Annotated in this window: 23 protein-coding genes; 9 read left to right on the top strand and 14 right to left on the bottom strand. The window is 64.8% G+C overall.

Annotation, left to right across the window (positions count from 1 at the left end):
* Nucleotides 1-211: 211 nt before the first annotated feature.
* Nucleotides 212-1,735 (bottom strand): FAD-dependent oxidoreductase, encoded by a 1,524-nt coding sequence (locus tag EPD66_RS19410; protein ID WP_142850177.1) that lies wholly within the window; start codon nt 1,733-1,735, stop codon nt 212-214.
* 180 nt (nt 1,736-1,915) lie between these two features.
* On the opposite strand from EPD66_RS19410, the gene EPD66_RS19405 reads away from it, so the two are divergent.
* The 4 genes from EPD66_RS19405 to EPD66_RS19390 all read left to right on the top strand — a co-directional run bounded on the left by EPD66_RS19405 (nt 1,916) and on the right by EPD66_RS19390 (nt 4,725).
* Nucleotides 1,916-2,368, top strand: a complete 453-nt coding sequence (locus EPD66_RS19405) for a hemerythrin domain-containing protein (protein WP_185961518.1) — start codon at nt 1,916-1,918, stop codon at nt 2,366-2,368.
* Between the two features lie 251 nt (nt 2,369-2,619).
* Nucleotides 2,620-3,174 (top strand): sigma-70 family RNA polymerase sigma factor, encoded by a 555-nt coding sequence (locus EPD66_RS19400; RefSeq protein WP_142850175.1) that lies wholly within the window; start codon nt 2,620-2,622, stop codon nt 3,172-3,174.
* Nucleotides 3,175-3,274: 100 nt separating this feature from the next.
* Nucleotides 3,275-3,754, top strand: a complete 480-nt coding sequence (locus EPD66_RS19395) for an RT0821/Lpp0805 family surface protein (protein ID WP_142850174.1) — start codon at nt 3,275-3,277, stop codon at nt 3,752-3,754.
* A 455-nt stretch (nt 3,755-4,209) separates the two neighbouring features.
* Nucleotides 4,210-4,725 (top strand): PRC-barrel domain-containing protein, encoded by a 516-nt coding sequence (locus tag EPD66_RS19390; protein WP_142850173.1) that lies wholly within the window; start codon nt 4,210-4,212, stop codon nt 4,723-4,725.
* A 285-nt stretch (nt 4,726-5,010) separates the two neighbouring features.
* On the opposite strand, the gene EPD66_RS19385 is transcribed toward EPD66_RS19390, so the two are convergent.
* A complete protein-coding gene (locus EPD66_RS19385) occupies nt 5,011-5,694 on the bottom strand; it encodes a response regulator transcription factor (protein WP_142850172.1) in 684 nt (227 codons plus the stop codon).
* Between the two features lie 277 nt (nt 5,695-5,971).
* The gene (locus tag EPD66_RS19380; protein WP_185961517.1) at nt 5,972-8,833 is read right to left on the bottom strand and encodes an ATP-binding protein; all 2,862 of its coding nucleotides are present in this window, start codon (nt 8,831-8,833) and stop codon (nt 5,972-5,974) included.
* A 110-nt stretch (nt 8,834-8,943) separates the two neighbouring features.
* Between EPD66_RS19380 and EPD66_RS19375 the strand changes: the two genes are divergently transcribed.
* Both EPD66_RS19375 and EPD66_RS19370 read left to right on the top strand, forming a co-directional pair.
* A complete protein-coding gene (locus EPD66_RS19375) occupies nt 8,944-9,969 on the top strand; it encodes an amino acid ABC transporter substrate-binding protein (RefSeq protein WP_142850170.1) in 1,026 nt (341 codons plus the stop codon).
* A 44-nt stretch (nt 9,970-10,013) separates the two neighbouring features.
* Nucleotides 10,014-11,603 (top strand): peptide chain release factor 3, encoded by a 1,590-nt coding sequence (locus tag EPD66_RS19370; protein ID WP_142850169.1) that lies wholly within the window; start codon nt 10,014-10,016, stop codon nt 11,601-11,603.
* Between the two features lie 133 nt (nt 11,604-11,736).
* Here the strand turns inward: EPD66_RS19370 and EPD66_RS19365 are convergent, their stop codons facing one another.
* Together EPD66_RS19365 and EPD66_RS19360 are read right to left on the bottom strand one after the other, a co-directional pair.
* Nucleotides 11,737-12,126 (bottom strand): hypothetical protein, encoded by a 390-nt coding sequence (locus EPD66_RS19365; protein ID WP_142850168.1) that lies wholly within the window; start codon nt 12,124-12,126, stop codon nt 11,737-11,739.
* A gap of 141 nt (nt 12,127-12,267) precedes the next feature.
* Nucleotides 12,268-13,365, bottom strand: coding sequence for a sigma-54-dependent Fis family transcriptional regulator (locus tag EPD66_RS19360; RefSeq protein WP_255448586.1), 1,098 nt, complete (start codon nt 13,363-13,365; stop codon nt 12,268-12,270).
* A 545-nt stretch (nt 13,366-13,910) separates the two neighbouring features.
* Here EPD66_RS19360 and EPD66_RS19355 point away from each other — a divergent pair.
* Entirely contained in the window at nt 13,911-15,263 is a 1,353-nt protein-coding gene (locus EPD66_RS19355; protein ID WP_221931032.1) for a transporter, read from the top strand.
* A 149-nt stretch (nt 15,264-15,412) separates the two neighbouring features.
* Here EPD66_RS19355 and EPD66_RS19350 read toward each other — a convergent pair whose 3' ends face one another.
* The 7 genes from EPD66_RS19350 to EPD66_RS19320 form a co-directional block, all read right to left on the bottom strand.
* Entirely contained in the window at nt 15,413-16,066 is a 654-nt protein-coding gene (locus EPD66_RS19350) for a hypothetical protein (RefSeq protein ID WP_142850166.1), read from the bottom strand.
* 47 nt (nt 16,067-16,113) lie between these two features.
* Nucleotides 16,114-16,860, bottom strand: a complete 747-nt coding sequence (locus EPD66_RS19345) for a C39 family peptidase (RefSeq protein WP_142850165.1) — start codon at nt 16,858-16,860, stop codon at nt 16,114-16,116.
* 27 nt (nt 16,861-16,887) lie between these two features.
* Nucleotides 16,888-17,247 carry a hypothetical protein gene (locus EPD66_RS19340; protein ID WP_142850164.1) on the bottom strand — a complete coding sequence of 120 codons (360 nt, stop codon included), beginning with the start codon at nt 17,245-17,247 and terminating at the stop codon, nt 16,888-16,890.
* Nucleotides 17,248-17,318: 71 nt separating this feature from the next.
* Nucleotides 17,319-18,734: a hypothetical protein gene (locus EPD66_RS19335; RefSeq protein WP_142850163.1), complete on the bottom strand. Its 1,416-nt coding sequence runs from the start codon at nt 18,732-18,734 to the stop codon at nt 17,319-17,321.
* Nucleotides 18,735-18,989: 255 nt separating this feature from the next.
* Nucleotides 18,990-19,400: a peptide-methionine (R)-S-oxide reductase MsrB gene (msrB, locus tag EPD66_RS19330; protein ID WP_142850162.1), complete on the bottom strand. Its 411-nt coding sequence runs from the start codon at nt 19,398-19,400 to the stop codon at nt 18,990-18,992.
* Between the two features lie 15 nt (nt 19,401-19,415).
* Nucleotides 19,416-19,772 carry an ArsC family reductase gene (locus tag EPD66_RS19325; RefSeq protein WP_142850161.1) on the bottom strand — a complete coding sequence of 119 codons (357 nt, stop codon included), beginning with the start codon at nt 19,770-19,772 and terminating at the stop codon, nt 19,416-19,418.
* A 2-nt stretch (nt 19,773-19,774) separates the two neighbouring features.
* Nucleotides 19,775-20,095 (bottom strand): peptidylprolyl isomerase, encoded by a 321-nt coding sequence (locus tag EPD66_RS19320; RefSeq protein ID WP_142850160.1) that lies wholly within the window; start codon nt 20,093-20,095, stop codon nt 19,775-19,777.
* Nucleotides 20,096-20,236: 141 nt separating this feature from the next.
* On the opposite strand from EPD66_RS19320, the gene yaaA reads away from it, so the two are divergent.
* On the top strand, nt 20,237-21,049 hold the full coding sequence (yaaA, locus tag EPD66_RS19315) for a peroxide stress protein YaaA (RefSeq protein ID WP_142850159.1): 813 nt from the start codon (nt 20,237-20,239) through the stop codon (nt 21,047-21,049).
* Nucleotides 21,050-21,678: 629 nt separating this feature from the next.
* Nucleotides 21,679-22,167, top strand: a complete 489-nt coding sequence (locus EPD66_RS24765; RefSeq protein ID WP_370511902.1) for a cold-shock protein — start codon at nt 21,679-21,681, stop codon at nt 22,165-22,167.
* A 227-nt stretch (nt 22,168-22,394) separates the two neighbouring features.
* Here EPD66_RS24765 and EPD66_RS19305 read toward each other — a convergent pair whose 3' ends face one another.
* Both EPD66_RS19305 and EPD66_RS19300 read right to left on the bottom strand, forming a co-directional pair.
* Nucleotides 22,395-23,600: an aminotransferase class V-fold PLP-dependent enzyme gene (locus EPD66_RS19305; protein WP_142850157.1), complete on the bottom strand. Its 1,206-nt coding sequence runs from the start codon at nt 23,598-23,600 to the stop codon at nt 22,395-22,397.
* A gap of 49 nt (nt 23,601-23,649) precedes the next feature.
* Nucleotides 23,650-25,428 carry an SLC13 family permease gene (locus EPD66_RS19300; RefSeq protein WP_142850156.1) on the bottom strand — a complete coding sequence of 593 codons (1,779 nt, stop codon included), beginning with the start codon at nt 25,426-25,428 and terminating at the stop codon, nt 23,650-23,652.
* Nucleotides 25,429-25,443: the final 15 nt, after the last annotated feature.

Below are 25,443 nucleotides of genomic sequence, written 5' to 3'. Positions count from 1 at the left end.
ATTGTTTTCTGCTTGGACCGATCCCGCTATCCCACCACATCCGGCCCGATGCCTGGCCCCGGCGGAAGGGGCAGGAAGAAGGTGCAGAAGAGGAGGGATCAAAGACCCGGTCACCCTTATGGGTACGCCGAATGCACGGTAGGGGTGCAATATGTCTTCCGACCTGTCGCCGAATGGGTGGGGAGAGGGAAGGGCTGGCGCTCAGGGCATTTCAATCCTCCGGCGAAGCCAGGGAGCGTGTCGCCGGGCCGTTGACCACGTTCCCGTAGCGGTCGAAACGCGAGCCGTGGCAGGGGCAGTCCCAGCTTTTCTCGGCATCGTTCCAGCGCACCAGGCATTTCATGTGCGAGCAGACCGCCGAGCGCTTGTGCAGATGGCCTAATTCGTCGCGGTAGACGGCCAGATGGCTCAGGCCATGGGCGATGATCGCGCCCTGGCCGGGGGCGATGTCGGTGGTGCTTTCGACATCGCCACCGCCCAGCCAGCGGGCGTAATGCTCGGCCACTTGAAGGTTGTCGCTGGCATATTCGGCGGCGGCCTTCATGGTCACGCGGCTGGGATCGTAGAGGGCGGCCCAGGGATTGTCCCGGCCTTGGATCAGGTCCGAGATGATCATGCCGGCGATGGTGCCGTGGGTGATGCCGTTGCCGGAATCCCCCGTGGCGACATAGACGTTCCTCTCTCCTGGGTTGCGTCCGGCGAAGGCGATGCCGTCCGCCGGTTCGATAATATGGCCCGACCAGCGCCAGCGGACCTCGCCCATGGTGGGAAAGCGCTTGCGCGCCCAGTCCTCCAGGCGTTTCCAGCGCTGCTCGCCTTCCGCCGGGCGGCCGGTGCGGTGATCTTCGCCGCCGACGATCAGCACCTCGGTGCCGTCCTCCATGCGGTGCAGGCGGACGTAATGATAGGGCTCGTCATTGTCCCAATAGAGGCCGAAGGGCACGGAGCCGGCGGCGACGGGGGCGGCGATGACATAGGTGCGGTCGGGGCTCTGCTTGGAATGCAGGGTGATGCGGTCGTTGATGGGGGTGCAGGTGGCGACGACGGCGGCCTGCGCGGTGACCTGAAGGGATTTGCCCACGCTGACGCGGACCGTGTCGCCATCGCTGACGCCATGGACCGGCGAGCCGGTATGGATGCGCCCGCCATGACGCCTGACCGCCTCGGCCAGGCCCAGGACATAGCGATAGGGATCGAACTGCGCCTGGTTGGGGAAGCGGATGGCCGGGCCCTTGCCCAATCCCGCCACCGGCGCATGGTCGCGCAATTCCGCATCGGCCAGTCCGGCCGCACGGGCCGCCTTCACCTCGTCGCGCATCTCCTGCTCGGTGCCGCCTTCGCCGGGATAAAGCCAGCCGTCCAGGCGCTGGAAGGCGCAGTCGATGCCTTCCTCGGCCTGGATGCGCTCGATCATGTCGATGGCCGCGCCATGGCTGGCGGCGACCAGCCGGGCGGCCTCGGCGCCCAGCAGGTTGCTCAGTTCCGCGTAATGATCGTCCACGGCGCTGGCGATATGGGCGGTCGAGCGCCCCGTCTCGCCGCAGCCGACCCCGCCCCGGTCGAGCACCAGAACCTGACGCCCGGCGCGCGCCAGCAGATAGGCGGTGGTCAATCCGGCGATGCCGGCCCCAATGATGCAGATCTCCGTCTGCACCGCTTCGCGCAGGGGATCAAGCTCGGGAAAGGTCTTTCCGTCCTGCCACAACGGCATGGTCTCGTGGGCATCATGGCTCATTGACTGTGCTCCGGGGCAAGGGTGGCCTTGTTGATCTGGGGCGGGGGGCGGTCGGGCATAGGCCCGATTGCCCGTTATCGGGGGCGCCGCGTCATGGGGCGTACTCCCCAAGGAACCATTTGCTGCGTCGAATGTTTGCTTGCCAGGACCACGACGTCAGCAACAACGGAGTACGCATCCATGGCTTCGAATCAACTCTTCGAGATGCTCAAGCAGGACCATCAGCGGGTGCGTGATCTGTTCAGCCAGATCGAACAGACCTCGAACGGCGCCAAGAAGGACCGCGAGGAATTGTTCCACAAGCTGAAGCAGGAATTGATCGCTCATGCCCATGCCGAGGAGAAGGTCTTCTACCCGCCTCTGCATGAGAAGCAGAAGGACATGATCGACGAGGCCACCGAGGAGCATCACGAAGTGGAGAAGATGCTGGGCGAGGCCGAGAAGCAGCCCATCGACAGCGACGCTTGGCTGAAATGCATCCAGCAGATCAAGGAAATGGTCGAGCACCATGTCCAGGAAGAGGAGAGCGAGATTTTCGACAATGCCCAGAAGCTGCTGGGCGAGGAAGACATGGAGCACATGGTTGAGGATGTCGAGGAGGTGAAGGAAGAGGAAAAGAAGCACATTTCCTGACCCTTCGGTAAGCGTTTCCCGCCGTTCCGTCCTTTCGGACCGCAGGCCGCCGCCCCTTCGTTCGGGGGCGGCGGCCGTTCGCGTCTCCCTGTCCGATTAGGGATTACTCCATCAGTTCAACTTAATTTCATCGGTTGGTCTCCACACCTCTTGGCCTATCCAACGGATATAGACTGACAGACTCCCGGGAGCAGAGACGAGCCCCATCCACGACGTTCGTCGTTATTTTCCCCCCGCAAAAGGTGAAGGACATGGCGGAATTCGCACTCATGGTTTCCGAGCACATCCCCAACCTGCGGCGTTATGCTCGTGTCCTTGTCCGGGATTCGGTTCATGCAGAGGACCTTGTCCAGGACTGTCTAGAGCGCGCTATATCAAGGGAACATTTGTGGCGCCAAGGAAGCAATCTTCGTGCTTGGTTGTTCACTATTCTCCATAACCTTTATATCAACCAGTATCTCCGCCACTCTTCCGTGACGAATACGGTGCCTTTGCTTGACGAGCACCAGGTTCTGTCCTGCCCTGCCCGCCAATACCATAGCGTCACCCTGACCGATCTGGCCCGTGCCTTCGACGACCTGCCCGAACAGGAACAGCAGGTGGTCCTGATGGTCGGCCTGGAAGGCATGCAATACGAAGACGCGGCCGAAGCCCTGGGCGTTCCCATGGGCACGGTGAAATCCCGGTTGTCCCGGGCGCGGCGCCGCCTGCGCAACCTGATGGACGGCGATCTGCGCTCACCCATGCCGCGCGGGCGCTCCGGGATGCCGCGCCCCATGGTCGGTGGGCGGCGGCGTGCCGGGTGATGCTGTGACAAAAGGAGGAGAACGGAAGGAGAGGGCGGCGCATTGCGCCGCCCTCGCTATTTTAAGGACAGCGAAACGCTATAGAGACGGAGGAAGTCGGATGAAGAACATCAAGAAGAGCGTCGCGGCGCTGCTCTCGGCGGCCATGCTTGCCTCCTGCGCGCAAGGGGGCGCCGGCGGAACGGGGATGAGCGGCGAAACGGTGGGGACCCTGGGCGGCGCTGCGGCCGGGGCCTTGGCGGGCGCGCAGTTCGGACGCGGTTCGGGCCAGTTGGCGGCGACGGCGGCGGGCACGCTGCTGGGCGCCTATCTCGGCCGTCAGGTCGGCGCGCGTCTCAGCGAGCCGGCCCAGAACCAGGCCGCCCAGGCCGAGCGTCAGGCCCTGGCCTCCAACAGTTCGATCACCTGGAACAATCCGGAAAGCAATGCCAGCGGTACGGTGACGCCGGTGCGCAGCTATCAGGACGGCAACCGGAACTGCCGCGATTATGTCCATACCATCTATATCGAGGGGCGCGCCCAGGAAGCCCGCGGCACCGCCTGCCAGCAGCCCGATGGAAGCTGGCAGCTGGCCAACTGAGACCACGGACCGGCGGCCCCGGCCGGATCGGGTGAAACCCGGCGGTGCGGCCGCCTTCCCCGGCGTTTTTTGCAATGCTGGGGGGAGCGGACGCGCAGAGGATTCGGTCAGGCCGGGACGGCGGAACCTTTCATGTTGCGCCGCCGTTGTTTCCCATAGGGCATGGCACTGCCGGTGTCGTGTACCGATACCTCCCTGCTAACTTAAGGCCGGCCTCGCGCCGGCCTCTTTTTCGTGCCCGGCAGGTCCGGAATTTCCCGTTCCATCTCCATGGGATGCTTGGTTTTTCCCCGAAAGTCCGGGCTCCCTCCCCGAAAGAAAGGGGGAACTCCCGGCGAGCCGGGGGCGTTAGTCCCAGTGAGTGGCGGGCGGGCATATCGCTCCGCCCCGCAAGGGACGCATCCCATTCCAGGGACGTATTCCAAGGACGAATGGCAACACGGAGGAATTCCTAGATGCTCAAGCGCATAATCAGCCCTGCCGCCATCGCTCTGATGCTTTCCACCCCGGTTTGGGCGCAGGGGGCTCAGCCCGCCGAAGATCCGGCGGCTGCTCCCCAGCAGCAGGGTGCTGGTCAGCAGCTCGAGGTCGGCGCCGCCGCTGACGACATGGAGCAACTGCAGGCCCAACTGCCGCAGAACGCCATCCCAAGCGATGACATCGTCGGCCGCAGCGCGGTCAATCCGCAGGGCGAGAATCTCGGTAATATCGACAGCCTGATCATCGACCGCGACAACGGCCAAATCACTCATGCCGTGGTTTCGGTGGGTGGCTTCCTGGGCATGGGCGACCGCAAGGTAGCGCTGAACTGGGACAGCCTGGAAATCACTCCGGAACAGGTGACCGTCAACGCCACCCGCGAACAGCTTGAACAGGCCGAAGCCTATGTCGATCCGGATCAGGCGGGTCAGCAGGGCAGCGCGCCGCAGGATGCCGAGCAGCAGCCCGCGCCGGGCGGTACCGCTCAGTAAGAAGTGCGTTTATTGGTCCCGTAGGAGAGGGTGACCTCCGGCTGGTCACCAAAGACCCCCAAACTGCGGCGCATGCCTTCCGGCTTGCGCCGCTTTTTTCTGTCCCGGAAGGACAGCGGAATCGCGAGAGGTCGGGAAGGGAGCTTGGGCCTGCCGCCCGCCCCTGGAGGGGGCCGGGGCCGGCAGGTCTAAGCAGGAAGACAATACAGAACGTCGAATATGTCTCGCCTCGCCCGGATGCCTGCCATCCGTCCTGCGGGACGGGGTGGACGGCCCCGGAGCCGCTTAATGGCTGATGCTCGACACGTTGTCGGGCGAGGTCAGGCCAAGCTGGGCGGCGGCGACCACCGCACGGGTGCGGTTGTTGACGTTCAGCGCCTTCAGGATCGCGGTGACATGCAGCTTGACGGTTCCTTCCGCCAGTTGCAGGACGCGGGCGATTTCCTTGTTCGACTTGCCCTGGCCCAGCAGGGTCAGGACCTCGCGCTGGCGCGGCGTCAGGAAGGAAGCGGTGTTCTCGGCACCGAAGGGGCTGCCGGGATTGTCCATCATCGGCTGGCTGGAGGCGCTTTGCTCCAGCAGGGCCGGAGGCAGATAGACGCCGCCCGACAGGACCAGCTTGAGCGCGCTCAGCATGACGCGGGAGCTGGACGTCTTGGGGATGAAGCCGGCGGCACCGATATTGACGGCCTGCAGGACATGGCGGCGATCGTCCGATGCCGACAGGACGATGATCGGCACTTCCTCGGGCAGACGCTCGCGCAGGGCTTGCAGGCCCTCGCCCCAAGGCATGCCGGGCATGGCCAGGTCCATCAGCACGATGTCCAGGCCTTCTTCGGTCGAGGCCTTTTCCAAGGCCTCGGCATAATCGCTCGCCTCGATAATCGTCAGGCCGTCACCCAGCTGGTCGAGGACGTGGCGGAGCCCGTCCCGAAACAACTCATGATCATCTGCGATCATAATTTTCATGACCTTGTCCCTCACCATATGCGACGGGCCGTCTGTGACCACTGCCATACCTACCCCCATCGGCTCGAAGGATACCTCATTCCATACCGGAATGCAGCTATTGCTACGCCCAAAATAGCTTTAGGGGAATTGAAAGCAACTTATTTGTGGGCCAATACGGCGGTCTAACTCCATGGTCATATGACAGGCATAATGCCAGTTATACCAAAGCCTTGACCTTTCTCTTTCAGTGTCGTTCTTCTTTGTTAAGAAATTGTTCTCTGTGTGGAGATTTACGTCAGGCCTGATTCTCTACCAAGGATTGGGGTGTTTTCTCTAATTCTTGCGACAGAAGACTGCGTAGTCTTTCGGGTCTGACGGGCTTGTGCAGCAGCGGCAGGCCGTGGCTCAGCGCCTCGCGCAGGCGGTCGGGCGCGGTGTCGCCGGTGACCAGCAGGGCCGGAACGGGGGCCTGCTGCTGGCGCCGGATGTCCTCGATCGCAGCGCCGCCGGTCAGGCCGCCGCACAGGCGGTAATCGGCGACGATGGCGTCGAGTCGGATCTTTTTCTTTTCCAGCAGGGCCAGCGCCTCGGCGGCGGAGGCCGCCGAGTAGGTCCGGCAGTTCCAGGCCTCGAACAGCAGGCGCAACGCCTCGCGCACGTTGTTTTCGTCGTCGATGACCAGGATGGTGCGGCCGCTCAGGTCGTCGGTGGCGGCCTGGGGCATGGGCACCGGACGCGGCGCGGCGCCTTGGGCCAGGGGGATCTCTATGCCGAAAGTCGAGCCTCGCCCCAGACGCGACCGAACCTCCAGATGAAGTCCTAGCAAAGCGGCGGTGCGTTCAACAATAGCCAGTCCCAGTCCAAGTCCTTTATTTCCCTTGGCAGGGGCTTCCAACTGGACGAATTCATGGAAGATCTCCCCGACCTTGTCTTCGGGAATACCGGGGCCGGTGTCCCAGACCTCGATGCGCAGCATGGATCCGCGCCGGCGGCAGCCGACCAGCACGCCGCCCCTCCGGGTGTAGCGCACGGCATTGGATACCAGGTTGCGCAGGATGCGTTCCAGCAGGGCCGGGTCGGTATGGGTCAGCAGCGGCAGCGGCCGCACCGCCAGGCGCAGCCCCTTGGCCTGGGCGAGGGGCGCGAAATCGGCGGCGATACGTGCCAGCATGGCATTGATCGGGAAGGTGGTCGGCACCGGCTCGACCACGCCGGCATCCAGCCTTGAGAGGTCGAGCAAGGCGTCGAACAGGCTTTCCAGCGCTTCCAGCGAGCCCTGGATCTTGCCCACCAGGGCCCTTTCCTCCGGCGGCAGGTCGCGTTCGGCCAGGGTCGCCGAGAACATGCCCAGGGCTTGCAGGGGCTGGCGCAGGTCGTGGCTGGCGGCGGCCAGGAAACGGGTCTTCTCCAGGTCCGCTTCCTCGGCGGCCTCCTTGGCCTCGCGCAATTCCTCCTCGCGGATCTTGGTGTCGGTGATGTCGATGAACATCCCGACGATGGAACCATCGGTCATGCGATGCTTGCGGATATGCAGCCAGCGCCCGTTCACATGGCGCTCGGTGACGCCGCTCCGCCCGTCTTTTCCCTCGGGCAGCAGCGTTTCGAGGTCGGCGCCCTGGGGGAACAGGTTGCGGAAGTGGCTGTTGGCCAGCAGGACCTTGCCGTCCGGAGCCAGCAGCAGGAAGCCTTCTGGGATGTTGTCCACCGCGTCGATGAGGCGCTGCTGGGCCGCCGCGGCCTTCTCCTGGGCCTCGACCTCCTGGGTGATGTCGGTGCCGGTGCCGCGATAGCCGAGCAAGGTGCCGTCTTCCGCGAAGATCGGCCTGCCGCTGAGCCGGGCATGAATCCAGCGTCCGTCCGGCCCTTTCAGGCGGTAGCGGAAATCGCGGAAGGATTCGTGGCGGCGCAGCTGATCGAGATGACGGCGCCATGCCATCTCGTCTTCCGCCTCGGCGAGACGTTCGGGCATCAGGCGGCCGTACATCGTCGCCGAAAGCAGGGCGGCAAGGCTGTCCGGGCGTTCCGAGATATAGGTGAATTTCAGGTCCGGGCCCCGTTCCCACAGCCATTCCGAGCCCGCCTCGGCGATATCGCGGAAGCGCTGTTCGCTGGCGCGCAAGGCGGCTTCGGCGGTGTCGCGGGCCGAGACGAAGACCCGCAGCGCGCGGGCCATGTCGGTGATCTCGTCCTGGCCCTGGAGGGGGATTTCCACTTTCTCGCCGGCGGCACCGGCCACCATCGCCGTCTTCAGGTCCTCGATGCGCCGCAGAATGGTCCGCGAGACATAGGCGGCGAGGGCGAGGACGCCCAGCAGGCAGAGGAGAGTCAGCAGGATCAGCAGCCGGCTGTGGGACGCCAGCAGGTCTTGGCTTTCGGTCGTGGAGGCCTCGATGCGCCGCTGGGCGGCATGGCTGAGTTCGCTGACGGTGAAGATCAGCCGGTCGGAAAGATGGGCATGGCGGATCAGCAGCCCTTCCAACTCGCTCTGGGCGGCCAGTTCGCGGCGGCGCTGCGTGAAAAGACCGTTCTCCCCGATCCCGATCTGCCGGATCTGTTCCAGGTCCGGGTCATCGGCCAGGGCGGCGGATTGCACAAGGCGGAGGAATTCCGCTTCGAGCCGGTCGATCTCGCGGTAATGCTGGGCCAGTCCCCCCTGCAGCAGCAGGTCCAGGGCCTGGCGCGACGGCGCCTGTTCGTTCGGGGCGGACTGGAGCTGGGCGAGATCGTCCAGCAGCGCCTGCTTGCGCAGACGAGCGTCGATATGACGGCGCGCCGCCGTGTTCAAACCGTGGAAGGTGGCGCTCAGCAAACGCTGCTCGAAGGCGATGGCGTTGATCTGCTCGGAAGAGACGCCCGGCATGCCCGACAGGAGGTCCAGCAATTCGTTCAGCCGGGCTTCCTGGTCGCGGATACGGTAGAAGGCGGTCTGGCGCTGGGAATGCATCAGCGACGCGGCGACGGCCGGCGCGGCGGACACGGTGGCCTCGGCCTGCTGGGCCAGGTTGTGGGCCGCGATCAGGGTCGGCAATTCATAGGAGGAGATTTCCGACAATTCACGCTTCAGCCGGGTGAAGGCGTCGATGGCCACACCGCTGGCGATGATCGTGAATGCAGCCGCCCCCACCAGACTGATCATCAGGCGGGTTCTTACCCCCATGCGGAAGGCTTTCATGATTCGCCCTGCTTTCCGTTCGGGTGCCCGTCGCATTGAACCCGGCTAAGAGGTATACTAGCTTTGGCGCTCCGATATGACAATGGACGTGTCCCATGTCCCGTTTTCTCGTTCTGTTCCTCTCGCTTCTGATCTTCGTGGCGAGTGCACATATGGTTCAGGCGAGTCAGACCCTTGAAGAGGTGCGGCGGCGGGGGATGCTCCATTGCGGGGTCCCGCCCAATGTGCCGGGTTTCGCCTCGGTCATGGAAAATGGCCGCTGGACCGGTTTCGAGGTCGATTTCTGCCGAGCCCTCGCGGCCGCCGTTCTGGGCGACGGCGAGCGGGTGAAATTCGTGCCGCTCGGCGTCCAGACGCGGATCCCGGCCCTCCAGACGGGCGAGGTGGACGTCCTGTTCCGCAGCACCACCTGGACCTATTCGCGGGATGCCGCCATGGGGGTCCATTTCGCCAGCACCATCTTCTATGACGGCCAGGCCTTCATGATGCGGCGCAGCCAGGGCGTGACGCGGCTGAGCGAAGTTCCTGCCGGCGCGTCGGTCTGCGTCCAGGCCGGTACCACGGCGCATCAGAACCTGACGGATTACCTGCAGGTTCACCGTCTCGACCTGCGTCTGATGGTCTTCAATTCCGAGCAGGAAATGAAGACCGCCTTCTTCACCGATCGCTGCGATCTCTATACCAGTGACAGTCTTCTCCTGATGGCGCTCCGCCTGAGCGCCGCGCCGAATCCCGACGATTTCCTGATCCTGCCCGAGCGGATTTCCAAGGAGCCCATGACGCCGGCGGTGCGGGACGACGACCCGGCCTGGTTCAATATCCTGCGCTGGGTGATCTTCGTCATGATCGAGGCCGAGGAACGGGAGATCACGCAGGCCAACGCGCCGGAGATGCGCAGCCACGGCAACCCGGAAAACCGCCGCCTGCTGGGCAGCGTGCCGGGGATCGGCGGGCCGTTGGGCCTGGACGACGAATGGGCCTATCGCATCCTGCGCACGGTGGGCAATTACGGGGAAATCTTCGAGCGCCATCTCGGCGCGAAGTCTCCGTTGCAGCTGGAACGGGGCCTCAACGATCTGTGGACGCGCGGCGGCCTGCTCTATGCCAGCCCGATGCGCTGAAAGAATTCTTGATTTTCTCAGGGCCAGCCCGGAAAACACGCGGCATGACTGACACACTCTCCGACATCGTTTCCACGCGGCGTACCTTCGCCATCATCTCGCATCCTGACGCCGGTAAGACGACGCTGACCGAAAAGCTTCTGATGTTCGGCGGCGCCATCCAGGCGGCCGGGGCCGTGCGTGCGCGCGGCGAGCAGCGCCGTACCCGCTCGGACTGGATGAAGATCGAACGCGAGCGCGGCATCTCCGTCACCGCCTCGGTGATGACCTTCGAGCATGAGGGGCTGACCTTCAACCTGCTCGACACCCCCGGCCACGAAGACTTCAGCGAGGATACCTACCGTACCCTGACGGCGGTGGACTCGGCGGTCATGGTGCTGGATGCGGCGAAGGGCATCGAGACGCAGACGCGCAAGCTGTTCGAAGTCTGCCGCATGCGCGACGTGCCGATCATCACTTTCGTCAACAAGGTGGACCGCGAGGGCCTGGAGCCGTTCGAGCTGCTGGACGAGATCGAGAAGACCCTGGCGCTGGACGTCACGCCGCTGACCTGGCCCATCGGCATGGGCCGCGACCTGAAGGGCTGCTACGACCTGGTCAACGACCGGGTGCTGCTGTTCGATCCGGGCCGGGGCGACCATATCGTCACCGAGACGGTGGACGTGTCGCTGGAGGATGCGCGGCTGGACGAGGTGGTGGGCGCGGCCAATGCGGAGAAGCTGCGCGAGGAAGTGGAATTGGCCCGTGCCGCCTGTCCACCCTTCGACCTCGAATCCTATCGGGCCGGTCATCTGACGCCCGTCTTCTTCGGCAGCGCGCTGAAGACCTTTGGCGTGCGCGAATTGCTGGGCGGCCTGGCCCAATACGCGCCCCCGCCCCAGCCGCAGAGCGCCCAGCCGCGCGAGATCGCGCCGGAAGAAGAGAAAGTCACCGGCTTCGTGTTCAAGGTCCAGGCCAACATGGACCCCAACCACCGCGACCGCGTGGCCTTCGTGCGGCTGTGCTCGGGCCGCTTCAAGCGCGGCATGAAGCTCAAGCATGTCCGTTCGGGCAAGGCGATCGCCGTCTACAACCCGATGTTCTTTCTGGCCCGCGACCGCGAACTGGCCGAGGAAGCCTTCCCCGGCGACATCATCGGCATTCCCAACCACGGCAACCTGCGTATCGGCGACACCCTGACCGAAGGCGAGGATCTGCAGGTCACCGGCATCCCCAGCTTCGCCCCGGAAGTCCTGCGCCGCGTGCGCCTGGACGATCCCATGCGTGCCAAGCAGCTGCGCCGCGCGCTGGAGGATCTGGCCGAGGAAGGCGTCAGCCAGGTCTTCAAGCCGCTGGCCGGTTCGGCCTGGATCGTCGGCGTGGTCGGCTATCTGCAATTCGAAGTGCTGAGCACCCGGATCGAGACCGAATACAACATCAAGGCCGGTTTCGAGGAAGCGCCCTTCGAGACGGCCCGCTGGGTCGATTGCGAGGACAAGGCCATGCTGAAGAAATTCCAGGAAGCCAACAGCAGCAACATGGCCGAGGACCGCGACGGCGCCCTGGTCTATCTGGCCCGCAATTCCTGGCAGCTCGGCCGCGCCCAGCAGGATTTCCCGGAAATCCGCTTCTCGGCCACGCGCGAGCAGCATTAGGGGGAAGAACGCAGGGCGCCGCCCTGCACTCGCCAAGGGCCTCGGGCCCTTGGAACCTCTTTATGGTTCGCCTCGCCTTCATCCTGAGGAGGCCCGAAAGGGCCGTCTCGAAGGATGAACGAGGGGCCGGTTCTCAGCGGTGGTCCGAGAACAGGTCCCTGACCTTGCACAGCAATTCCCCCACCGGACGCGGTTTGGGCGGGGCGAGGCGGTGGGCGAGCCAGTCGGCGGCAGCCTTGGCGGGATCGGACTCGGCGGTCAGGGCGGCTTCGATGCCGCGCTTTTCCATACGCCGCTTGAAGCTTTCGCCGGCACTGGCAGCGATGACCACGGCGACGTCGCCCAGGGGGTGGGGACGGTCGTCCTTGAAGTGATGGAAGACCAGTTCCTTGGGCAGTTCGACGCGGGTCGCTTCCGTCGGCGGGGAGTCGGGCTGCGCAAGGAAGACCAGCCAGCGGCGGCATTGACCGGCATGGCCTGCGGTTCTGTTCCAGTCGGCCCCCACGGCGACGGCGATCTTCATGGCTTGCGGTCCCGTCCGAAGAAATAACCATAAAAATTTTAAGATATTTCTTCGTTCGCCGCAACTTCGTCCAGCCTTTCCTTGTCCGGGGCGTTTCCGGGATGGCGGAAGCCGGAACGCCGCCGGACAAGGTGGGGGCCGTCAGGCCGTTCCGCCCTGGGTTTCGCTGGGCAAGGGGATTTCGTATTTCTCGATCAGGCGGTAGAGGGTGACCCGCGAGATGCCCAACTGTTCGGCGGCGCGCGTGATGTTGCGCCGATGCAGGGTCAGGGCCTTGCGGATCAGGCTTTCCTCGACCTCTTCGCGGGCGGTCTTGAGCATCGGCAGGCCGCTGCGCCCGCGTCGGGGCGGGGGAGGCAGGCCCAGGTCCTCGGCCTGGATCCATTCGCCCTCGGCCATCACCACGGCGCGGCGGACGCAGGCGATCAGTTCGCGGATATTGCCCGGCCAGGGATGGGTCTGCACGACCTGCGCGGCTTCCTGCGACAGGCCATGGACGGGGCGGCCGATCTCGGCGGCGAAGCGTTCGAGGAAATGGCCGAACAGCAGGATCACGTCGTCGCCCCTTTCGCGCAGGGGCGGCATTTCCACGCTCAGGACGTTGAGGCGATAGAACAGGTCCTCGCGGAAGCGGCCCTCGGCCACGGCCTGGCGCAGCGGCACGTTGGTGGCCGCGACGATGCGGGCATTGACGGTGATCGGTTGCGAGCCGCCGACGCGGTCGATGGTGCCTTCCTGGAGGAAACGAAGCAGATGGGCCTGCAGGTCGAGCGGCAGGTCGCCGATCTCGTCCAGGAAGACCGTGCCGCCGTCGGCGGCCTGAAGGCGGCCGATGCGGCGCTGATCGGCGCCGGTGAAGGCACCCTTTTCATGGCCGAACAATTCCGATGCGATCAGGGTCGGCGGCAGGGCTGCGCAATTGATGGCGACGAAGGGGCCGGACGCGCAGGGCGAACCGGCATGGATGAAATGCGCCGCGACTTCCTTGCCGGTGCCGCTTTCGCCGGTGATCAGGACCGGGGCGCGAGTGGCGGCGAATTTGGCAAGGGTTTCGCGTACACGTTGCATGGCCGGGCTGCGGCCGACCAATCTGGGTGCCGTCCGGTTGTTTTCCACCGTGGCGGGAGGCTGGGCGCGGGCAGGCAGGGCAGGGCGAAGCCGTTCCAGAAGGTCAGGATCTTTTACGGCCTGTTCTAGAAGAAGATTCGCCAAGTAATCGCTGCCCAGAGACTTGAGCATATCCTTCGTTACCGAAGAATTGTTCCGACAGTTCATGTGAAGTGTCATTGCGTCTCGCAGTAATGGGGAGAAAACGCCGTTTGCGCTGACGTCAGGGGCACGCGAACGGATATTGTTATACGTCGCGTGGGGATGGGCAGCCACGGTGCAGACAGCTTACTACCCTGGCCCTAGGCTCCTCCGCCTGGGTCAACCGTCAGGTGGGTTGACCCCCTATGGGTGGAGAATTGGGGGAGAGACGCCCCCTTCCTAGCCCGGTTGCGTAGGCTCCGCTCTCTGTTCTCCCCATCCGAATCGCTCCTTTTGGTACGTCGTTTCATCCCTTTGTCCATGTTCCCGGCGTGGATGGTGAAGAGGAGGAGCATCCGGGCGGGTGGGATGGAGGCGCTGCGGCATCGCTCGTATATTCGCTCACAGGCGTCGCCTTGAAGTTTTATTTCCAGGACCACGCAGAATTACGGTGCGTGTGTGGGCTTTACTTTGTGCAGGCCGCCCCGCGCCATAGCCCGATCTCACTACCCGAGGTGTCCATGAAGCCGAGATTAATGACATCCGCCGCCGTGCTCGCCCTGACTGGCGGGCTTGCAGCGGCCGGTGGAGCTGGGGCTGGAGAGATTGAGCCGGCTCCTCCGATTGCCGTGCAGCAAAACCAGGCGGACAAGGATATCGAACAACTCAAGCGCGATATGGAGGCCTTGAAGGCCCTGGCGGCGTATCAGCAGGGTGAGATGGACCGCCAGAGCCAGGAACTGGAGGCGCAGCGCCAGAAGATGGCCTTGATCGAGGCCGGACTGGGCGGGCCGGGATATCAGATCGGCACTTTCGCCGGACCTCGGCCTGCGGCGGTTCCGCTCGCCCAGGCCGGTGGCGCGGCGCGGATACAGACGGTTCAGGCTCCCGCTCCGGCCCAGACCATGCAGCAGCAACCCCAGCCCCAGCCGCAACCGCAGCCCCAGCAGCAATCCCAGCCGCAGACCCAGGGGAGCGTGGATGCGCCGCGCGGGACGAATGTGCTGACGCCGCCCGGCCGTTTCGTCATCGAGCCGTCCCTGGAATTCAGCCATACCTCGTCCAACCGTTTCGTCGTCGGCGGCGCCGCCGTGCTCGATACGGTTCTGATCGGTGCCTTCGAGGCGACGCAGGCCCGGCGCGAGACCGTGACGGCGACCCTGGGCGTCCGCACGGGGATCATGAACCGCCTGGAAGGGGAAATCCGCATCCCCTATGTCTACCGCTCGGACCGCACCACCAATACCATTCTCGCCACCGAGACGACGACGGCCACCACCGATATCAGCAGCCACGACCTGGGCGATATCGAGGCGGCGCTGCATTACCAGCTGAACGAGGCCCGTCCCGGCGAGCCGGTGCTGATCGCCAATCTGCGCGTCAAGAGCGACAGCGGCCGCGGCCCCTATGACGTCTCGCGCACCACCAGCGGCCCGACGGCCGGGCTGGAAACCGAATTGCCGACCGGTTCGGGCTTCTGGGGGATCGAGCCCAGCGTCACCTTCCTGATGCCCAGCGACCCGGTCGTGTTCTTCGGGAATATCGGCTATATGTGGAACATCGCCCGCGACATTAACAAGTCGATCGGCGGCGCGCTGGTCGAGCGTGTCGATCCCGGCGATTCGATCCGCTTCAGCGTCGGCATGGGCCTGGCGATGAACGAGCGCACTTCCTTCTCGCTCAGCTATTCCTACGACTACATCTATCCCACCGACACGCGGATCGACGGCGTGAAATACTCCACCGAAACCCTGCATGTGGGCGCGCTGACCTTCGGCGTGAACTACCAGCTGCGGGACGATTTCGGCATCAATTTCAGCGTCGGCGCCGGCTTGACCGAGGATGCGCCGGACATGCGGATGATCCTGCGCACGCCTTTCAGCTTCTGACCGCCTGCCTCCCGGCATCACCCGGTCCCCGCAAGGGGGCCGGGTTCTTTTTATGGCCGGGGGCGGATGGTCCGGCCGGACGGACAAAAGGCCCGGACGTTTCCGTCCGGGCCTTTGTCCGCCAGCCCGCCGGAGGGCGGATCAGGCTGTCAGTAGCGATGGCCGAGCCGGGCCGCTTCGCGTGCGACGCGGGCGGCATTGGCGACGCTGTTGAAATGCGTCACGGCGTTGTTGAAGCCGGGTGCCGTGATGTGGAAGTCGGTGGCGTTGTTGACGGTCACGTCGTTGAGATTGTTGCTGATGACGACGCCGACCGAGTTGGAGGAGATCTGGTGCAATACCCGGGTCGCCTCGGCGGTGATGGCCTCGGCCAGGGCCGCGGCATCGGGCACGGCGCCGTCCGGGCCGACGACGAGGCCGATATCCGTGCCGGTTCCGTTGGGCGTGGTGAAGGTGATGCCGTCCATGCCGTTCTTCACCACGTCGCTGACCACGTCCTGGATATTGCCCATCTGATCGAGGGTCAGGCGGGTGGTCAGGCCGATATCGCCGGTTGCGGTCTCGACGGTGGTGCGGATGTCGACGGCGAAGTTGAAGGTCAGGTTGCCGAAGCTCATACCGCCGCGCAGCTCGTTCATCTCTTCCGCGCCCAGGGGCGAGAATTCGGCGAAGGTCGCCGGCCCTTCCAGGGCGGCGGCACCGGCGGAGAACCCGGCCAGGGCCAGGCTGCCGGCGATGGCCGCGACGGCAAGGCGGTTGCGTGCAGGATGCGATCTGGGTTGGATATTGTTGTTGTCGTTCATTCGTGGAGTCTCTCCGTTTCCGCGCCGGAAAACAGATCAGGCGGCTCCTAGAAGCCGCCGATGCTACCGCTGCGCAAGGGCAAGGTAAGGTGATGCAAGGGCAGGGTGGCTGACCCCAGCCCTCGCCGTTGGAACCCGGTCTCCAGCGGAGAAGATGGCTGCAACCCCCATTCCTCGACCTGATTGAAGCTGGCCTGGCCCACCGGCGTTTCGTCACGGATCACGAAAAGCACGCCGCTCCAGATCTTCTCGAAATCCTCCCGCCCCATAGTCTTCACGCCCAGGGCGGGATCACCGATGAGGATGCGCCCGTCGCGGATGCCCTTGATCACCACGAAGTGGCGATAGCCCTTGGTGTCGATCAGGGTGACGGCGGGAACGCCGACTTCGATCAGCTTGTCCAGCGGTACCCGGAACCCGTCGGAGCGCAATCCGTGGGTCGCGAGATAGGCTTTCATGTCCAGCAGCGAAAAACCGTGCTTGCGGATGGCCTGCTGGTCGCCGTTCTCCCACATGGCCTTGAAGACTTCCTTCTCGGGCGTGGGACGGCCGTAATGATAGGTCAACAGCGTGGCGATGGCGGCCGAGCCGCAGGAAAAGTCGTATTCCTGCTGCACCACTCGCTTGAAACGGGCTTCCTTCATGCTGATCACCGGCATCGAGAAACTGGCTCCGGCGACATGGGCCCGTACTTCTCCGGCCGCGGCAGAAACGGCGCTGCCGCCGTAAAGGCAGACAGCCAAGGCGGCGGCGATCAACGGAGTCTTGTGGGACAGCGGGGTTTTGCGGGGCATCGCGTCTCTCCCGTCCGGGCGTGACGGCTATTGCAAATAGACGTTCACGCTCATGGCATGGTTCATGTTCACCAGGTTCCCGGTGTTCTGCATCACGGTCAGGACACCGCTGTTATGGGACATGCCGACATTGCCGATGGCGCCGTTGTTCATGCTCGCGCCGTTGCCGAGGCCGATGGTGTTGTTGTTGTTGGCGCTGTCGATATTGGTGTTGTTGTTCTGGGTGACGTTGGTGTTGATCTCGAAGTTGTCGTAGCGGCCGGCGGCGCTGGCCAGTTCTTCTCCCGGCATTTCCTGCCAGCCTGCGAGGGCATCCAGTTCCCCCGCCCAGGCCGGAGCGGCCAGGAAGAGGGCACAGGCGGCCACAGTGGCAATCCGTACAGTCATTGCTCTCTCCATCACATGCGCACAACGCGACACGGCCGGCGGGAGGAATTCCCGCCGGCCGGTCTTCGTCCTTAACGGAAGGACGAGTGGGCGTTGATGTTGACCGACTGCAGCTGGTGGGTGTTGATGCCGGTGCTCATGGACAGCGCGGTCAGGCCGTTGACCTGATTGAAGCTGACCGAGCCCAGGGCGCCGGTCGAGAAGCTGGCGGTCACGTTGCCAGCCGAACCACCCCAAGCGTCGCCGCCGAAGACCTGGGTGTCCAGGTTGGCCGCGGCGGTCTGCTCGGCATTGCCGCCCGCGCCGGTCAGGCTGCCGGTGGCCGCGCCACCGTTGCCGCTTTCGGCGATCGCGCTGGCATCGCCGCCTTCGCCGCCCGTGGCGGTGGTGTTGGCGTTGCCGCCGTTGCCGGCATTGGCGCGGGATTCACCGGCCTGAGCCAGATCGGCATCAGCCGTCGGGCTGTTGGTGCCGCCGTTGCCGCCGGTCGCGGCGGAGTCGACATTGGCGTTGCCCTGGGAACCAGCGCCGTTGCCGCCGCCGGATTCGTCGGTCACGGCGACGGAGACCGGAACGGTCACGCCCACGCCACCGGCATTGGCTTCGGCACCGTCGGCGCCATCGGCGTCGGCACCGGCAGCGGACAGGCCCAGGTTGCCCTGCAGGGAAACGGCCAGACCGCCAGCCCCGCTGGTCGAACCGCCGGCCGTGGCGGTGGATTCGCCGCCGGCCACGCCGTCAACGGCAGCGCCGGTGGTGCCGCCGGTCAGGCCGCTGACTTCACCGTCGAAGGCACCGGCGGTGTTGGTGGCATCCACGGCGGCCGTGGGAGTGGCCGAGGTTTCGCCCGAGGTGGCATCGCCGCCACGCGACGGACCGGCGCTCAGCGTGAAGGAGGTGTCGGTGTTCGACGAGGACATGTCGATGGTGTTTTCCATCGTCAGCTCCGTCGTGTTGAAGGTGTTGTTGTAGCTGCCGCTGGTCGTCGTCGTGGTGCTGGTCGCGGTGTTGGTGCTGTTGTCGTTGAAGGAGTCGCTGATAGCGGTGTTGTAGGAGTCAGCGATCGAGTTGTCGCTGTTGTCGTTATGGGAGTCGGTGATCGAGTTGTCGCTGCTGTCGATCGTGGCATCCACGTCGACGGCCACCGCGACATTGGTGCTGTTGTCGTTGTGGGAGTCGGTGATCGAGTTGTCGTTCGCCGACAGGTTCAGATGGGTTTCGTTGTTGGAGTCGGTGACCGAGTTGTCGTTCGCCGACAGGTTGAGGTTGGTTTCATTGTAGGAGTCGGTGACCGAATTGTCGTTCGCCGACAGGTTCAGGTTGGTGCTGCTATCGTTCTGGGAGTCGACGATATTGCCCATACCCGCGATCGCGTCACCAGCGCCGGTGCCGGCTTCGTTGTAGCTGCCATCGATGTCCGTGGCCCAAGCCGACGCCGAGAACATCAGGGCGGCGGCGGCAACGCCGGTCAGAAGCGACTTTTTCATCTGTTTCCCTCCGTAGGATTTCGTCTGCACGCAGATACCAAGGCTGCCGAAAAGGCGTCCTCTCCGGTCGGGGCTTCCGTGTCCCCGGTACCGGGGGATCAACCCACCGGCTCCGGCTGCCCCAATGATTGCATTCGTCGTGCCAACTCGGCTGGAGAGATGAAAGGCATTGAAAAAGAATAAAAAAAATTCCGGCGCGGGGCGTGGCCCCGGCCGGAAAACTGTTTCAGGAATGAAACGGGCTGTTTCGCTTCTTTACGCTTCTTTCGGGATCAGCCTGAGCGAGGCGGAGTTCATGCACCAGCGCATGCCCGTCGGGCGGGGGCCGTCGTTGAAGACGTGGCCCAGATGGGCTTCGCAGCGGGCGCAGATCGCTTCGTCGCGGATCATGCCGTGACTGGTGTCGAGGCGGGTGGCGACGGCGTCCTCGCGGATGGGGGCGAAGAAGCTGGGCCAGCCACTGCCGGAATCGTATTTCGTCTCGCTGCTGAACAATTCGTTGCCGCAGCAGGCGCAGACATAGATGCCCGGTGTCTTGGTGTCCCAGTACTTGCCGGTGAAGGGCGCCTCGGTGCCGCCGCAACGGCATATATTGTATTGCTCGGGCGTCAGTTCGGCCCGCCATTCCTCGTCGCTTTTCCGCAGCTTGTCGGGTGACTCGGCCATGATGCTCTCCTGTGCCTAGGCGGGCGTGGGGGCGGCCAGCTGTGCCTTCTGGGCGTCGGTGAAGCCCAGGACGACCATGCCGTCGCGTTCGAAGACGGGGCGCTTGATCAGGGCCGGATGGGCCAGCATCAGCGCCTTCGCCTTGTCTTCGTTGAGACCGGCGGTCTGTTCGGCCGGCAGGCCGCGCCAAGTGGTGCCGCGCTTGTTGAGCAGCGCCTCCCAGCCCAGCCTGCCGATCCAGCGGTCCAGCATCGCCTGGTCCAGGCCATCGGCGCGCAGATCGTGCCAATGGTGGGCGATGCCCTGGGACTCGAGCCAGGCACGGGCCTTGCGGCAGGTGTCGCAGCTCTTGATGCCGTAGACCGCGAGCATGATCAGGCGGTGCGCTGGATCAGGTGGAAGCCGAACGGCGTCTCGACCACGCCGGAAACTTCGCCGGGCTGCAGGGCGAAGGCGGCGTCCTCGAAGCCCTTGACCATCATGCCGCGGCCGAAGCTGCCTAGGCTGCCGCCTTCGGCGGAGGAGGGGCAATCGGAGAATTCGCGGGCGACGTCGGCGAACTCGGCGCCGTTGTCGATACGGGCCTTCAGTTCGGCAATCTGGGTTTCCGCTTCTTCGCGCGAGCGGGTGGCGGTCGAGCGCATCGAGCCCTGATACATCAGGAGGATATGCGAAGCGCGGATCTGGTCGGACATGATCACCTCTCGATTAAACGAAGCGGCACCTTAACCGGTGCCGCCGCTCCGGGCCAGAATTTCCAGCCCATTTGGTCTGGTGGGGCTGCCTCGGCTGGGGTAGAAGCCTTGTGGTTTCATTGCCAAACGGAGAGCCCTGTCATGCTGGCCCTGCTGTCGCCCGCCAAGAAGCTGGACTTCGATCCGCCCGTGCTGCCCTTGCCCCATACCCAGCCCGCCTTCCTCGAGGAAACGGCGATCCTGGTGGAAACGGCACGGGGGCTGTCGCGGGCCGATCTGTCCCGCCTGATGGACATCAGCCCCAGCCTTGCGGATATGAATTATGAACGCTTCCGCTCCTTTTCCACGCCTTTTACGCCGCAGAACGCCAAACAGGCGGTCCTCGCTTTCGCCGGTGACACCTATATCGGCCTGGAGGCTTCGACGCTGGGGGTGGAGGACCTGACCTGGGCACAGGACCATCTGGGCATTCTGTCCGGCCTTTACGGCCTTCTGCGCCCCTTCGACCTGATCCAGCCCTACCGCCTGGAGATGGGGACGCGGATGGCGAATCCGCGCGGCAACGATCTGTACGACTTCTGGGGGGCGCGTCTCGCCCAGGCGGCGGAAGCCGCCGTCGCCGGCCATGCGAGCCCGGTCATCGTCAACCTGGCCTCGACGGAATATTTCAAGGCGGTGGGGGCCAAGCGCCTGTCGGTGCCCCTGATCACGCCGGTCTTCAAGGAGGTCAAGGGCGGCCAGGCCAAGGTCATCGGCCTGATGGCCAAGCGCGCGCGCGGCATGATGGCCCGCTTCATGATCGAGAACCGCATCGACGAGCCCGAGGCGCTGAAGGATTTCTGTGCATCCGGCTATCGCTTCCGTGCGGATCTGTCGAACGGCAAGGAATGGGTCTTCCTGCGTGACCACGACCTCCAGGAAAGCCTAAGCGAAAAGGAGGTAATGCTCGCCTAGCTATGGCGATCACCTTTCCTTCCGTATAGAAGGACTTGGCCGAATGGCCTGTGGCAAGAAGGACACGCTTTCTTTTTCACACATTCTTCCTCGTCAAGAACAGTGACGGCGGACAGAATAGTGCTATGATGAGTAGTCGGTCTCGCCACCTTGGACATCCGGGATGGAGTTGGTAACCGCTGATACGTCTTTCCGAGCCCTGCGGCCCCGAGCCGCCGGGAAAGGTCGTGTTGGCACGGAAGCGCCCCGCCATGGTCGCTGACTTCGAGATCGAGTGGGCAAAACAGGAATACGTTGCGGCAGGACGAAGCCGACACAACCGCCTTGTATTCCAGGCTTTGGGCTGTGGCCTGGAAAACGCCGGACCAGTTCCCGTCATCGCGGGGACGCGCCGGGGGACAGGGTGGAAGGTCGGAACGGCCGAGGCTGAGTAGGCCAGCGGCGACAGACGAGTAGATTAAGATACCTAACGGACTGGAAGTTAGAACATGGCATGGAAGCGCGACAACTTTGGCGATCGCCCGCGGCGTGGTGGGCGTGGGGATGATTTCGAGGCGGCCTTTGAGCCTCGGATGCCCAGCCGCAGCCCCTCGATGGGCTTCGGTGGTGGTGCCCCCCGCCAAGCGGTTGTGGATACTCCGAACGTCACCGCTACGGTGAAGTGGTTCAACGCCTCGAAGGGCTTCGGCTTCGTCGCGCCGACGGACGGTTCGCAGGACGCGTTCCTGCACGTCTCCGTGCTGACCCGCGCCGGTCTGGGTGAAGTCGAGGAAGGCGCAACCATCGTTTGCGACCTGGGCCCGGGCCAGCGTGGCCCGCAGGTCATGAACGTGCATAGCGTCGACAGCAGCACCGCCGTCGCGTCTCCCCGCTCCGCTCCGCGTGGTGGCGGCCACATGTCGATGCCTTCCGAAACGGTCGAAGGCACCGTCAAGTTCTTCAGCGCCGACAAGGGCTTCGGCTTTGTCGCTCCCGATGAGGGCGGCAAGGACGTGTTCGTCCACATCAAGGCGCTGGAACGCTCGGGTCTCCGTGCCCTGGAAACCGACCAGCGCGTGCGCATGTCGGTCAGCATGGGCCAGAAGGGCCCGCAGGCCGAGCGCGTCGACCTGATCTAAAAAAGAAGGGCGGCAATCTTCGGATTGCCGCCCTTTTTCTTTTCTGGCCATGACAGCGGAGCCTACTGCTCCGCAGAGACTCTTTTTGTCTCTATTCTTGGCCTTGGTGTCTTTCTGTCTTGGCGGTTCCTCGCGTTTAGAAAGCGACCAAGACACAAAGATGCCAAGAGGCTGCTTTCGGGGGCTGGCCACCTTCCCGACAGTTTCCGCCCCTATAGTTTCCGCCCCTACAGTTTCCGCAACGTCTCGCAGAAGCGGGCGATCTCGCCTTCCGTGTTGTAGTAATGCGGCGAGGCGCGCAGCAGGGCCGTCAGGCCCCGTTCCGCGAAATCCAGCGGCGCCGCCCCGGCTTCCGCGACGGAAACATTGATTCCTTTCGCCGCCAGGGCCTGTGCCGCCTGCGCCGCAGACATGCGCTCCAATTCGAAGGTGACGATACCGGCCAGCGGGGCGCCGCATTCCTGGAGCGTCACGCCGGGAACGGCGGACAAGTCTTTCCGCAGCTTGTCGGCCAGGCGGCGCACATCCTGCCAGATGGTTTCCGGGCCGACCTCCAGGCAATAGAGGATCGCCTGGGTCAGGGCGATGCGCGCGGCCAGGGAATGTTCGTATTGCTCGAAGCGGCGGGCCGCGCCGCGCGGGACGAAATCTTCCGGCCCGGTCCAGCGGAAACCAGCGAGGTCGGGCAGGGGCGGGCACAGGCGGTCCAGCATCTCGCCGCGGACATAGAGCAGGCCGCTGCCGCGCGGACCGCGCAGCCATTTCCGCCCTGTCGCGGCCAGCATGTCGCAGCCGATTCTTTTCACGTCCACCGGCATCTGGCCGACCGTCTGACAGGCGTCGAGCAGGAAGGGAACGCCCTGCCGCCGGGCCAGGGCGCCGATCTCGCGGGCCGGGGCGACGGCTCCGCCGGTGCTGGCGAGATGGGTGACGGCAAGCAGGCCCGCCGGACGTTCCAGGGCGGCGGCCAGGGCCTCCAGCGAGACGCTGCCGGTGGCGGCATCGTCGGGCAGGATCTCGATCTCCAGCCCTCTTCGCCTGGCCTCCTGATAGAGGCTCATCAGGTTGCTGCCATATTCGGCCCGTCCGATCAGGACGCGGCTGCCGCGTTTCAGGTCCAGGGCATGGAAGGCGGTCTGCCAGGCCTGGGTGGCGCTGACGGCAAAGGCGATTTCATCCCTGCCGCAGCCCAGCAGCTTCGCGGCGGCGGAGTAGAAGCCCTCGGCGTCCTCGGCGGCCTCGCGGGCGGCACGGGTTCCGCCGCGCATCAATTCGCGGGCGAGATGTCCGACCTGGGCGCGATGCACCGGCAGCGGCATCAGCGCCGCACCGGCATTGTTCAGGTGAAGGACTTCGCTGCATCCCGGGGTGTCCCGGCGCAGCCGTTCCAGGCTGATCCCGCCCGTGTCGAAGAAGGGGCCGGATTCCGGCATCGCACATCTCCTGGTGGTGGTTCCCCCACCGCCGGAATGTGGGACGGTGCTAGAGCGGCTGCAATGGCCAGAAGACGGGGATCAGCAGGGTCGCGGCGATCCAGAAGATGAAGTTCAAGGGAGCGCCGATCCGCACGAAATCGAACCAGCGATAGCCGCCCGCCGTATAAACCAGGGTATTGGTCTGATAGCCGATGGGGGTGGCGAAGCTGGCGCTGCCGCCGAACATCACGGCGACGATGAAGGGGCGGGGGTCGAGGCCCATCTGGTAGGCCATGCCGATGGCGATCGGCGTGACCAGCACGGCGACGGCGGCGTTGGTCACGATCTCGGTTAGGATCGAGGTCAGCAGATAGAGCATCGCTAGCACGGCGATCGGCCCCAACGCCCCGACCATGGCCACCGAATGCTGGGCGATCAGGGCGGCGGCCCCGGTCTTGTCCATGGCGAGGCCCAGGCTCAGCATGCCGAAGATGATCAGCAGCACCGGCCAATGGACGGCGCGCAGCAGGTCGGCAGGTTCGATACAGCGCAGCAGCACCACCGCCACGGCGGCGATCAGCGCCAGCCCAGCGATGGGCATGATGTCGAAGGCGGCCAGCCCGATCACTGCGGCCACCGCGATCACGGCGATGGGGGCTTTGTCACGGCGCAGGGGGCGTTCCTGGGGCTCGGTGATGTTGATCAGCTCGCCCGCCTCGATCAGCTTGCGGATGTCCTCGTTGCGGCCTTCCAGCAGCAGGGTGTCGCCTACGGCCAGACGGGTGCCCTCGAAGTCGCGCAGATTCTCGCCCTGGCGATGGACGGCGACGATATAGACGCCGAAATGGCGGCGGACCTGGGCGCTGGCGAGCTTGCGGCTGACCAGCGACGAACCCGGCCCGACCACGCCTTCGGCAATGGTCGTGCTGCGGGTGCCGATCTCTTCAAGCTCCGCGTCGAAGACGATGCCGGCCCGCTCGCGCAGGGCCATCAGCCCGGCGACATCGGCCTTGATGACCAGACGGTCGCCGCTTTGCAGCCGGACCGAGGAGAGGGCGTCGCGCAGTGATTCGTCGTCGCGGATCAGGTCGACGATGCGGGCGGCGGGAATGGCGTCCAGCCTGCTTTCCGAGATGGACTGGCCGATCAGGGGCGAGCCGCTGGGAACGGCCACTTCGGTCAGGAAACGGCGTGCGGGGGCCTCGGCCAGCAGGAAGGACGGGGTCATGCGGTCGGGCATGAAGCGTTGGACGATGATCAGATAGATCAGGCCGATGACGGCCATGCAGACGCCCAGTCCGGTGATCTCGAACACGCCGAAGGCGGGCTGTCCCATCTGCCGGGCCACACCGTCCACCACCAGATTGGTCGAGGTGCCGATCAGGGTGCAGGTGCCCCCCAGGATAGCGGCATAGGACAGCGGGATCAGCAGGCGCGACGGCGCCAGGTGGAAATGCTGGGCCAGGCGGATCGCCACCGGGATCAGGATCACCACCACCGGGGTGTTGTTGATGAAGGCCGAAGTCACGACGGCAAAGGCGATCAGCCCGGCAAAACCCAGCAGGGCGCTTTCCCCGGCCATGCGGGTGACGGCATTGCCCAGCGCCTCGATACAGCCCGTTCGTTCCAGCGCGGCGCTGAGGACGAACATGCAGGCGATGGTGAACATGGCGTTGTTGGACAGGGTGTCCAACACTTCGTTGGGCGTCAGCACGCCGCTGATCAGCAGCACCGGCGGCACGCAGAGCGCCACCATTTCGGGCGGTACCCATTCCTTCATGAAGGCGACCAGGGTGGCCACCAACACGGCGAACACGACCACCAGATGCAGCGTTGCTGCGTCCATCCCCATTCACCCCCC

This window comes from Telmatospirillum sp. J64-1, assembly GCF_006980715.1.
Taxonomy (GTDB): Bacteria; Pseudomonadota; Alphaproteobacteria; order Rhodospirillales; family Magnetospirillaceae; genus Oleiliquidispirillum; species Oleiliquidispirillum nitrogeniifigens.
The sequence above is the reverse complement of the archived record's forward strand: the minus strand, read 5'-3'. Positions and strand labels throughout refer to the sequence as shown.

What these genes read in the sequence shown, in the direction of transcription:
- EPD66_RS19365 (WP_142850168.1), bottom strand. Translation starts at nt 12,126, where the DNA reads ATGAAGATCGCCGTCGCCGTGGGGGCCGACTGGAACAGAACCGCAGGC.
- EPD66_RS19360 (WP_255448586.1), bottom strand. Translation starts at nt 13,365, where the DNA reads ATGCTCAAGTCTCTGGGCAGCGATTACTTGGCGAATCTTCTTCTAGAA.
- EPD66_RS19300 (WP_142850156.1), bottom strand. Translation starts at nt 25,428, where the DNA reads ATGGACGCAGCAACGCTGCATCTGGTGGTCGTGTTCGCCGTGTTGGTG.
- EPD66_RS19385 (WP_142850172.1), bottom strand. Translation starts at nt 5,694, where the DNA reads ATGAAAATTATGATCGCAGATGATCATGAGTTGTTTCGGGACGGGCTC.
- EPD66_RS19405 (WP_185961518.1), top strand. Translation starts at nt 1,916, where the DNA reads ATGGCTTCGAATCAACTCTTCGAGATGCTCAAGCAGGACCATCAGCGG.
- yaaA (WP_142850159.1), top strand. Translation starts at nt 20,237, where the DNA reads ATGCTGGCCCTGCTGTCGCCCGCCAAGAAGCTGGACTTCGATCCGCCC.
- EPD66_RS19345 (WP_142850165.1), bottom strand. Translation starts at nt 16,860, where the DNA reads ATGCCCCGCAAAACCCCGCTGTCCCACAAGACTCCGTTGATCGCCGCC.
- EPD66_RS19375 (WP_142850170.1), top strand. Translation starts at nt 8,944, where the DNA reads ATGTCCCGTTTTCTCGTTCTGTTCCTCTCGCTTCTGATCTTCGTGGCG.
- EPD66_RS19395 (WP_142850174.1), top strand. Translation starts at nt 3,275, where the DNA reads ATGAAGAACATCAAGAAGAGCGTCGCGGCGCTGCTCTCGGCGGCCATG.
- EPD66_RS19340 (WP_142850164.1), bottom strand. Translation starts at nt 17,247, where the DNA reads ATGACTGTACGGATTGCCACTGTGGCCGCCTGTGCCCTCTTCCTGGCC.
- EPD66_RS19355 (WP_221931032.1), top strand. Translation starts at nt 13,911, where the DNA reads ATGACATCCGCCGCCGTGCTCGCCCTGACTGGCGGGCTTGCAGCGGCC.
- EPD66_RS19350 (WP_142850166.1), bottom strand. Translation starts at nt 16,066, where the DNA reads ATGAACGACAACAACAATATCCAACCCAGATCGCATCCTGCACGCAAC.
- EPD66_RS19305 (WP_142850157.1), bottom strand. Translation starts at nt 23,600, where the DNA reads ATGCCGGAATCCGGCCCCTTCTTCGACACGGGCGGGATCAGCCTGGAA.
- EPD66_RS19335 (WP_142850163.1), bottom strand. Translation starts at nt 18,734, where the DNA reads ATGAAAAAGTCGCTTCTGACCGGCGTTGCCGCCGCCGCCCTGATGTTC.
- EPD66_RS19380 (WP_185961517.1), bottom strand. Translation starts at nt 8,833, where the DNA reads ATGGGGGTAAGAACCCGCCTGATGATCAGTCTGGTGGGGGCGGCTGCA.
- EPD66_RS19325 (WP_142850161.1), bottom strand. Translation starts at nt 19,772, where the DNA reads ATGCTCGCGGTCTACGGCATCAAGAGCTGCGACACCTGCCGCAAGGCC.
- EPD66_RS19370 (WP_142850169.1), top strand. Translation starts at nt 10,014, where the DNA reads ATGACTGACACACTCTCCGACATCGTTTCCACGCGGCGTACCTTCGCC.
- EPD66_RS19320 (WP_142850160.1), bottom strand. Translation starts at nt 20,095, where the DNA reads ATGTCCGACCAGATCCGCGCTTCGCATATCCTCCTGATGTATCAGGGC.
- EPD66_RS19410 (WP_142850177.1), bottom strand. Translation starts at nt 1,735, where the DNA reads ATGAGCCATGATGCCCACGAGACCATGCCGTTGTGGCAGGACGGAAAG.
- EPD66_RS19400 (WP_142850175.1), top strand. Translation starts at nt 2,620, where the DNA reads ATGGCGGAATTCGCACTCATGGTTTCCGAGCACATCCCCAACCTGCGG.
- EPD66_RS19390 (WP_142850173.1), top strand. Translation starts at nt 4,210, where the DNA reads ATGCTCAAGCGCATAATCAGCCCTGCCGCCATCGCTCTGATGCTTTCC.
- msrB (WP_142850162.1), bottom strand. Translation starts at nt 19,400, where the DNA reads ATGGCCGAGTCACCCGACAAGCTGCGGAAAAGCGACGAGGAATGGCGG.